Origin of the sequence: Agrococcus sp. HG114 (assembly GCF_024723325.1) — a bacterium.
Classification (GTDB): Bacteria; Actinomycetota; Actinomycetes; order Actinomycetales; family Microbacteriaceae; genus Agrococcus.
In genome coordinates, this window is the sequence record NZ_JANQCH010000109.1 from 1 (window position 1) to 7,708 (window position 7,708).

The 7,708-nt window shown below is 76.0% G+C and carries 5 protein-coding genes; 4 read left to right on the forward strand and 1 reads right to left on the reverse strand.

What is annotated here, in order from left to right:
- The coding region (locus tag NWP09_RS10110) for a PD-(D/E)XK nuclease family protein (RefSeq protein WP_258275386.1) at positions 1 to 872 on the forward strand (872 nt) is incomplete at its 5' end.
- Entirely contained in the window at positions 869 to 4,015 is a 3,147-nt protein-coding gene (locus tag NWP09_RS10115; protein ID WP_258275387.1) for an ATP-dependent DNA helicase, read from the forward strand. The genes NWP09_RS10110 and NWP09_RS10115, both read left to right, overlap by 4 nt.
- Here the strand turns inward: NWP09_RS10115 and NWP09_RS10120 are convergent.
- Entirely contained in the window at positions 4,001 to 5,026 is a 1,026-nt protein-coding gene (locus NWP09_RS10120) for a phosphotransferase (protein WP_258275388.1), read from the reverse strand. The genes NWP09_RS10115 and NWP09_RS10120 overlap by 15 nt on opposite strands.
- A gap of 58 nt (positions 5,027 to 5,084) precedes the next feature.
- Between NWP09_RS10120 and nudC the strand changes: the two genes are divergently transcribed.
- A complete protein-coding gene (gene nudC, locus NWP09_RS10125; RefSeq protein ID WP_258275389.1) occupies positions 5,085 to 5,978 on the forward strand; it encodes an NAD(+) diphosphatase in 894 nt (297 codons plus the stop codon).
- Positions 5,963 to 7,684, forward strand: a complete 1,722-nt coding sequence (locus NWP09_RS10130; RefSeq protein ID WP_258275390.1) for an ATP-dependent helicase — start codon at positions 5,963 to 5,965, stop codon at positions 7,682 to 7,684. Before nudC ends, NWP09_RS10130 begins: the two co-directional genes overlap by 16 nt.
- Positions 7,685 to 7,708: the final 24 nt, after the last annotated feature.

The window sequence follows — 7,708 nt, forward strand, 5'->3', positions numbered from 1 at the left end:
ACGCCGACGCGGCGGCATCGGCCCTGCGGCGCCTCGCGGCGGCCGGCGTGCCGGGCGCCGACCCCGCGGAGTGGGCGGGCCTCGCCCCCGTCACGACGACCGAGCGGCTCGACGCGAGCGAGCAGGTGCGGGTGAGCCCCTCGGCGCTCCAGGGCCTCGTGGAGTGCGAGCTGTCGTGGGTGATCAACCGGCTCGCGGGCGGCTCGTCGAACCGCGCCGCCGCGCTCGGCACGATCGTGCACGACGCGGTCGAGCACGTCGACGCGACCGATGCCGCGGCGATCGAGGCCGCCGTCGACGCCCGCTTCGCCGAGCTGGACCACCCCTCGGTGTGGGAGGCGGCGCAGCAGCGCGACGAGGTCGTGCCGATGGCCGCGGCGCTCGCCGACTACTTCCAGGTGCTGCGCGGCTCGGGCTGGACGATCGAGCGCGACGAGCGCGAGGCGCGCTTCGAGGTCGAGGTCGACGGTGCGGTGCTCTCGGGCGCGATCGACTGGCTCGAGCACGGCCCGACCGGCGAGGTGCGCATCGTCGACCTCAAGACCGGCAAGCGCGTGCCGAAGGAGGTGCCCGGGCTCGGCAACCTGCAGCTGCGCGCCTACCAGCTCGCGGTCGCGCTCGGCGGCATCGAGCGCATCGAGGCCGGCGCGCAGACGTCCGCGCGGCTCGTGATGCCGAAGCTCGCCCGCAAGGGCAAGACCGTCGACTCCGAGCCGTTCGACGAGGTCGCGGAGGCCTTCCGCGAGCACCTGCGCGCCGCCATCGGCACGATGGGCGGCGCCGTCTTCGTCGCGCGGCCCGAGCAGCACTGCAGCGGCGACTTCAGCTTCGGCCAGTGCGCCATCCACGTCATCCCGGAGGTGACCGAGTGATCACCGCGATCGAGATCTCCGAGGCGATCGCCGCCGCGCAGGGCCGCGAGCCGCAGCGCCCGACCCGCGAGCAGGTCGCCGTGATCCAGGCCCCCGAGGAGCCGGCGCTCGTCGTCGCGGGCGCCGGCAGCGGCAAGACGCACACGATGGCGCAGCGCGTGCTGTGGCTCGTCGCGAACGGCCGCGTCGCGCCCGACGAGGTGCTCGGCCTCACGTTCACGCGCAAGGCGGCGCGCGAGCTCGCGGAGCGGCTCACGCGCGAGCTGGCCCTGCTCGCGCGGGCCGGCCTCGTCGACGCCGAGATCGCCGCGACCCGGCGCCCGGTCGTGCAGACCTACAACTCCTTCGCGAGCGCGCTGTTCCGCGAATGGGCGCTGCTCATCGGGCGCGACCCCGAGTCCGACGTGCTGACCGACCCCGCCGCGTTCCTGCTCGCGCTGCGCGTCGCGCGCGCTTCCGACGACCTCCGGCTCGCGCGGCTCGGGAGGGCCGAGACGGTCGCCGAGCGCCTCGTGCAGCTCGCCGGCACCCTCGGCGACCACCGCGTCTCGACGGAGCGGCTGCGCGCGGGCCGCTACCCGGAGCGGTTCCGCGCCCTTCAGGCGCTGCCGACGGCCGACGAGCCGAAGCTGTTCAAGGCCGCGCACGCGAAGGCGATCGCGCAGGACGTCGAGCGGGTCTCGAGCCTCGACCCGCTCGTCGATCTCGTCGACGCCTTCGACGAGGCGAAGCGCCGCCGCGGTGCGGTGCAGTTCAGCGATCAGGTGCGGCTCGCGCTCGACGCGATCGGCGCGCACCCCGGCGCGGTCGCGGAGCTGCGCGCCCGCCACCGCGCGGTGCTGCTCGACGAGTTCCAGGACACGTCCGTGCTCCAGCTGCAGCTGCTGCACGCCCTCTTCGACGGCTCGCCCGTCATGGCGGTCGGCGACCCCAACCAGGCGATCTACGGGTTCCGCGGCGCGAGCGCGGGCACGCTGGCCCTGTTCGCCGAGCGCTTCCGCGTGCGGAGCACGCTCGCGCTGTCGACGAGCTGGCGCAACGACGTGACCGTGCTCGACCTCGCCCACGCGATCGCGAGCGAGCTGCCCGAGCAGCCCGGCGTGCCGGTCGAGCGGCTCGCTCCGCGCGACGGCGCCGGCAGCGGCGACGTCACCGTGCGGCACCTGCCGACGATCGAGGACGAGTCGCGCGAGCTCGCTGCGTGGCTGCGCTCGCACGACGCCGGGGTCGCGGGTTCGCCGGTGACCGCCGCGGTGCTCGTGCGCTCGCACTCGCAGGGCGTCGAGCTCACGCGCGCCCTCCGCGCCGAGGGGATCCGCGTGTTCCGCTCGGGCGGCGGCGGCCTGCTCGATGAGCCGGAGGTCGTCGACCTCGTCGCGGCGCTCCGCGTGCTCGGCCGCCCCGAGGAGGGCTCGAGCCTCGTGCGGCTCCTCGCCGGCAGCCGGTGGCGCCTGGGGGTCGCCGACCTCGCGGCGCTCCAGCGGCACGCCTCGCTCCTCGCGAAGCGCGGGCTGAGCGCCGAGCAGCGCAGCGCCGACCGCGGCGCGATCGCGCCCGAGGCGCACGTGTCCATCGTCGATGCGCTCGACGCGCTCGTCGACGATCCGCGACTCGAGGGGGCGACGGTCGAGGGGATCGCGCGCATGCGCGACGCGGGCGGGCTGCTGCGCGAGCTGCGGCGGCGCGCGGGCATGCCGCTCGCCGAGCTCGTGCGCCACGTCGAACAGGCGCTGCGGCTCGACATCGAGGTCGCGGCGAAGCGCGCGCACGCGCACGGCGCCCTCGACGCGTTCCAGCGCGAGGTGCAGGCGTTCGCGGCCGCCGACGAGCGCGGCACCCTCGAGGCGTTCCTCGCCTACCTCGACGTGCTCGAGAGCGGGCGCGGCCCTGACGTGCCCGAGCCCGAGCCGGAGCCCGGCTGGGTGCAGGTGCTCACGATGCACGCCTCCAAGGGGCTGGAGTACGACGTCGTCGCGCTGCCGCGGCTCGCGGCCGCGTCGAAGGACGACCAGCCGCTCGGCTGGCTCGACCACGCCGCGCTGCCGTACCCGCTGCGCGGCGACGCGGCGCTCCTGCCCCGGCTCGAGTGGGAGGGGCACGCGACGCAGCACGGCTACGCGCTCGCTCGCGAGGCGTTCCTCGAGCAGCTCTGGACCCACTACGAGGCCGAGGAGGATCGGCTGGCGTACGTCGGCGTGACGCGCGCGCGCCGGGCCCTCTGGCTCTCCGGCGCCCAGTGGTACGGCATGGCGAAGACGCCCGCGAAGCCCAAGCGACTGCTCGAGATCGCCGCCGCGGTGCGCGACGTCGCGCTGCTCGAGCAGCCGGAGCGGGGCGCCGAGAACCCGCTCGGCGACCGCAGCCCGACGCTCGAGTGGCCCGTCGACCCGCTCGGGCGGCGACGGGCGGCCGTCGAGGCGGCCGCCGCGCGCGTCGAGGCGGCGGATGCGTCGGCGCCGACGCCGTGGGATGCCGCGATCGAGCTCCTGCTCGCCGACCGCGGCACGACCGGGCTGGCCCTGCCGAGCCGCATCGCCGCATCCGGCTTCAAGGACTGGGCCGCCGATCCCGTCGCCGTCGCCCGGCAGATCGCCCGCCCGATGCCGCAGGAGCCGTTCGCCGCCACGCGGCTCGGCACGCTCTTCCACGCGTGGGTCGAGCGCCGCGGGAGCGCCGTGAGCCTCGGCGACGCCGTCGACGACGCGCCCCTCGACGACGACCTCGTCGGCATCGACGGCGAGCGCCTCGAGCGGCTCAAGCAGACGTTCCTCGCCTCGCCGTACGGCGACCGCCGGCCCGCCGAGACCGAGCTCGAGATCCACCTGCCGCTCGCCGGCACGACGGTCGTGTGCAAGATCGACGCCGTGTACCGCGACGGCGACCGGGCGACGGTCGTCGACTGGAAGACCGGCAGGCTGCCCTCGGGCGATGCCGATCTCGAGGCGCGGCAGCTGCAGCTCGCGCTCTACCGCGCGGCCTACGCGGCGCACGCGGGGCTCGACCCCGAGCTCGTCGACGCCGAGCTGTACTTCGTCGAGCACGACCGGATCGTGCGGCCCGACCGGATCGAGTCGCTCGCCGAGCTCGAGGCCCGCTGGCTGCGCGCGCAGCAGGCGGTGGCCGAGGCGTCAGCGGTCGGCTGAGCCCGCGCTCGTCGGCCGCGGCGGGGCGGTCGGCTCCGCGAGGTACTCCTGCACGCCGGTGAGGTCCATCGTCTCGAGCCGCTCGGGCGCGATCGCGGTGCCCGGGTCGCGGTCGACGCGGGCGAGCAGGCCAGCGAGCATGCCCTTCGCGTCGTCGACGATCGAGGCGTCGCCGCGATCGGTGCCGTGGAGCAGCCAGCGCGCGATGTCGAGCTCGGCGTGGAGCATCGCGCGCTGCCGCACGTGGCGGTCGCCGACGCCGCGCGCGGCGGCGTGCGCGTCGAAGGCGCGGTCGACGCTGCCGAACTCGCTCGAGCCGAGCAGGAATGCGAGGTCCCGCGCCGGGTCGCCGATCGAGAGCGCGTGCCAGCCGTCGATCCCGACGACCCGACCGCCCTCGACGCGGAACGCCGGCGCCTGCAGGTCGCCGTGCACGAGCGCCGGCTTGAACTGCCACAGCCGGTCGTCGTTGAGCGCCGCCTCCCAGCGCTCGAGCAGCGGTGCGGGCACGGCTCCGGTCGAGGCCGCCCGGTCGAAGGTGTCGAGCAGCTGCTGCCGCAGGGCGAGCGCGCTCTCGTGCGGCAGGCCCGCGTCGGCGGCGACCGAGGTGGGGAGCTCGTGGATCGCCGCGATCGCCTGCCCGACGCTCGCCGACAGCTCCGGCTGCGCCGGCGAGATGTCGCCGAGCCGCATGGTCGCGCCGCCCAGGCGGCTGAGCACGAACAGGGTCGAGCGGCCGGCCCCGACGGTGCCGAGCACCGTGGGCACGTCGAAGGGCAGCCGGGACCGGGTCGCGAGCGTGAGCGCCCCGAGCGCGCGCGCGTGGGCCTGCGCCGTCTCGAGCGCGGCCACCGAGCGGGGCAGCACGACCTGCACCGTCTCGCCGTCGGCGAGGCGCGCCGCGACGACCGAGCGGTGCTCGTCGGAGCCGTCGTCGGTCGCTGCGACGACGTCGAGACCGGGCACGGCGGTGGTGGCGAGCGCGGATAGGGTGAAGGGGTTCGTGCTCATGGATGCCAGGCTAGGCCGACCTCGACCCGGGTCGTCCGCGCCACGCGACGGAGGTGACGTGCAGGTTCCCCCGCTCGCCAGGTCGACGCTCGATCGCGACCACGCGGGCCGCCTCGCGCCCGATGCGGTGGCCCGCGCGGTCGAGCAGCCGTCGACGCGCGTGATCGCGGTCGCGGGGGACCGAGCGCCGCTGCGCGAGGGCCGGCTCGTGCGGCTGCGCGTCGACGAGCTGCCCGAGCACGCGCGCCACGTCGAGCCGCGCGTGCCGCTCAGCTGGCTCGGGCGCGAGCGCGCCGCGGCGGGCGACGCCGGCGGCATCCTCCTGAGCCTCCTCGTCGAGGAGCCCTTCGAGGTCGAGGGGGCGCAGTGGCGCTCGCTGCGCGAGGTGGGCGCCGAGCTCGACGACGCCGACGCGGGCGTCCTCGTGCAGGCCGTCGCGCTCGGCGTCTGGCAGCGCGAGAGCCACCACAGCCCCGTCGACGGGAGCCCCGCCCGGTTCGAGGAGTCCGGCTGGGTGCGGCGCGACGCGAGCGGCGCGGCCCACTTCCCGCGCACCGACCCGGCGGTCATCGTCGCCGTCCACGATCCCGCCGACGAGCGCATCCTGCTCGGGCACAACGCCGCATGGCCCGAGGGCCGCTACTCGCTCATCGCGGGCTTCGTCGACCCGGGGGAGTCGCTCGAGGCGGCGGTCGTGCGCGAGGTGCACGAGGAGACCGGCCTGCTCGTCGAGCGCCCCCGCTACCTGGGCTCGCAGCCGTGGCCGTTCCCGCGGAGCCTCATGGTGGGCTTCGAGTGCGTCGCGCCCGATCCGGGCCCGCTCGCGCCGGACGGGGTCGAGATCCTCGACGTGCGCTGGTTCACGCGCGAGGAGCTCCGCGCGGGCGCCGTGCAGCTGCCCGGGCGCGCCTCGATCGCGTCGTGGATCATCGACGCGTGGCTCGCGCGGTGACCGCCCGCCCGAAGCCCGACGCGGATCGCATCCTCGCCGGGCTCGACGACCAGCAGCGGCTCGCCGCCACGACGCTCGGCGGGCCGGTCGCGATCCTCGCCGGCGCCGGCACCGGCAAGACGCGAGCGATCACCCACCGCATCGCGTACGGCGTCGCGACCGGCGAGCAGGTCGAGCACGCCTCGCTCGCGCTCACCTTCACGAGCCGCGCGGCGGGGGAGATGCGCACCCGCCTCGCGCGGCTCGGCGCGGGCGGGGTGCAGGCGCGCACGTTCCACGCCGCCGCCCTCGCGCAGCTGTCGCACTTCTGGCCGCGCGTGACGGGCTCGCGGATGCCGCAGCTGCTGCCGCAGAAGGCGTCGACGCTCGCGGACGCCGCCGCGCAGCTGCGCCTGCGACTGCCCACCGCGCAGCTGCGCGACGTCGCCGGCGAGATCGAGTGGCGGAAGTCGCAGGCGATGACGATGGAGGACTACGGCGTGCAGGCGCGCGTGCGGCCGCTGCCGACCGGCGTGACCCCCGAGGCGATGATCGACCTCCACATGGCGTACGAGCGGGTCAAGGACGAGCGTCGGCAGATCGACTTCGAGGACGTGCTGCTCGCGACGACCGGCATGCTCGAGCGCGAGCCGGCCGTCGCCGACGAGGTGCGCTCCCGCTACCGCCACTTCACGGTCGACGAGTACCAGGACGTCTCGCCCATGCAGCAGCAGCTGCTCTCCGCATGGCTCGGCGACCGGCGCGACGTGTGCGTCGTCGGCGATCCGAGCCAGACGATCTACTCGTTCGCGGGCGCCGACCCCGCGAGCCTCAGCCGCTTCCTGCACGACCACCCCGACGCCGAGCGCATCCGGCTCGAGCGCTCCTACCGGTCGACCGGCGCGATCGTCGGGCTCGCGAACCGCCTCATGCGCGGCCGCGACGCCCTGACCCTCGAGGCCGCGTCGGGCGAGCACGGGGTCGAGCCGACCGTGACCGAGCACGGCAACGACACGGCCGAGGCCGCCGGGATCGCCGCGGCGGTGCGCGAGCAGGTGCGCGCGGGCGCCGACCCCAGCAGCATCGCGGTGCTCACGCGGTTCCACGCGCAGTCGGCGCTCATCGAGCAGGCGCTCGCGGGCGTCGGCCTCTCGTCGACCGTGCGCGGCGCCGCGCGCTTCTTCGAGCTGCCGGTCATCAAGCGCGCGCTGCTCATGCTCCGCAGCGCCCCCGCCGACGGCCGGCCCGTGTTCCAGTCGGTCACCGACATCGTCATGGGGCTCGGCTACCGCGCCGAGCCGCCCACGACGCACGGCGAGGAGCGCGCGCAGTGGGACGCCCTGCACGCGCTCGTGACGCTCGCCGAGGAGACCGGCGGCACCGACCTGCCGGAGTTCGCGCGCGACCTCCAGCGCCGCGCGGCGACCGAGCACGAGCCGACCGTCGCCGCGGTCACGATCGCGACCATCCACGCCGCGAAGGGCCTCGAGTGGGAGCACGTGCACGTGTGCGGCCTCGCGGAGGGGCTCCTGCCCGTCTCGCACGCGACCTCGCTCGCCGAGATCGACGAGGAGCGGCGGCTGCTGTACGTCGCGATCACCCGCGCGCAGCGCTCGCTCTCGCTCACGTGGGCGCGGCACTCGGGCCACGCGGTCAGGCAGCCGTCGCGGTTCCTCGCGGAGCTCGGTGCGAGCACGCGCGCCGGCGCGCGGGGCGCAGCGCGCTGACCGCGCCGTCGCGCTGCCGCACGC